This window comes from Streptomyces sp. NPDC005141 (assembly GCF_053599975.1).
In genome coordinates this window covers 1-1,439 of sequence record NZ_JBSFYW010000165.1, presented here as the reverse complement: position 1 = coordinate 1,439, position 1,439 = coordinate 1, and the positions used below count along the sequence as shown (strand labels likewise).

The following is a 1,439-nucleotide window of genomic DNA, read 5'->3' as shown; positions in this document are numbered from 1 at the left end:
GGTGGTTGGGGTCGTTTGATGTGGATGGCTTGGGTGCCGGCGTGGGTGGGTTGGGGCCAGGTGTGATGCTCGGCCCGTTTGAGCCAGTAGTTGGACATCTTGCGCTTGACGACGCGGGGCTGGCTGCGGAGCCGTCTGGCGGGCAGGAGTCTTTCCAGCAGGTCTTCTTGGAGTACGTGCAGTGCTCTGACCAGGAGCTCAGGGGGAAAAACCGCCCGGAGTGACGGTCACACTGCGCCGGGCGGAACGCAGCGTTTCGGTGAAAGAGATCCGGTCCGGGTCGAGTTGACGGGTGGCTGCGGTTCTCAGCATCAGCTCCCGCAGCGCATGGTGGACCAGGAGATGCGCCCAAATCTGCTGGAGGACACCGTCGGGTGTCTTGCTGCTGAGGACCACCCTCGCACCGCGCTGGAACGTCTTGATCTCAGCAAACACGGACTCGATCTCCCAGCGCTCACGATAGAGCGCGGCCAACTGCCGGGCCGGATGACGGCGGTGATCCAAAAGCGTGGTGACCAGACGATAGTTGTCTGCCCCAGCGTCCTTGGCCATGCCTTTGAGCTGGTAGGCCAGGACGCGGACCTGCACCGGATCTCGCTTCGCCGGATCGGTGCCGGCATACATGTCGGAGAGCCATGACCCGTCACGAAGCAGCTTGCGGACGGGCAGGACACGGTTGGCGGGCACCCGCCACAACAGGTCGGCGCCACTGTCGGTGAAGGCCCGCCACAGCGGGACACCGAGGAACTCACGGTCGGCCAGCACCAGCTGGCCCGCAGCGCAGGACCGGGGCAGCCGGCCGACGAGGGTGACTTCACCAGTCCGGCAGCCGGCGAGTTCCGCATCCAGCACCGCATGACTGCCCACCTCCACCAGCGCCGCCATCCGCACCTGGACGAACGCACTGCGCTTCGTGCCGCGGCCGCTGCCGGGACGGCCGAACGCGGCCTGGTTGGCCTCCGTATCGGCGACGTCCCAGCACGTCCCGTCGACAGCCAGCACCCGCAGACCCCGCCAGAACGCACCAGGCGTCGACTCGTCGGCCAACGGCTTCGCTGTCGCCGCGAACAGCACCTGCAGCGGTTCGAAACCGAGCCGCTGCCGGGCCCTGAACAGCGAAGACTTCGCCGGAACATGCCAGTCGCCCAGCAGCCCCAGCCCCCGCAGACCCGCGACCAGATGCCGCATGACCTCGAGATAAGGAGCAGGCGAGAACAGCGCCAACCCCAGGACGAAATACACCACCAACCGCGCAGGAAGCAGCCGTCTGCGTTGCTCTGAACGCCCGCACGCAGCCACCACCCGGTCCACCAACCCCGGCGGATACACCCACGTCAGCAGACCAAGACCCGATAAGTCCGACGCGCTCGCAGCCACCCCAACCACCCCCGGAACCCACTGCCAACCAGCCTACGCCCACGACAAAAGCAACGGCATTG

Annotated in this window: 2 protein-coding genes; one reads left to right on the top strand and one right to left on the bottom strand. The window is 66.6% G+C overall.

What is annotated here, in order from left to right; translation table 11 throughout:
* A partial coding sequence (locus ACWD68_RS41880) for a hypothetical protein (RefSeq protein ID WP_451811718.1) occupies positions 1 to 224 on the top strand: 224 nt, incomplete at its 5' end.
* Here the strand turns inward: ACWD68_RS41880 and ACWD68_RS41875 are convergent.
* Entirely contained in the window at positions 199 to 1,377 is a 1,179-nt protein-coding gene (locus ACWD68_RS41875) for an IS4 family transposase (RefSeq protein WP_451811717.1), read from the bottom strand. The genes ACWD68_RS41880 and ACWD68_RS41875 overlap by 26 nt on opposite strands.
* Positions 1,378 to 1,439 lie beyond the last annotated feature (62 nt).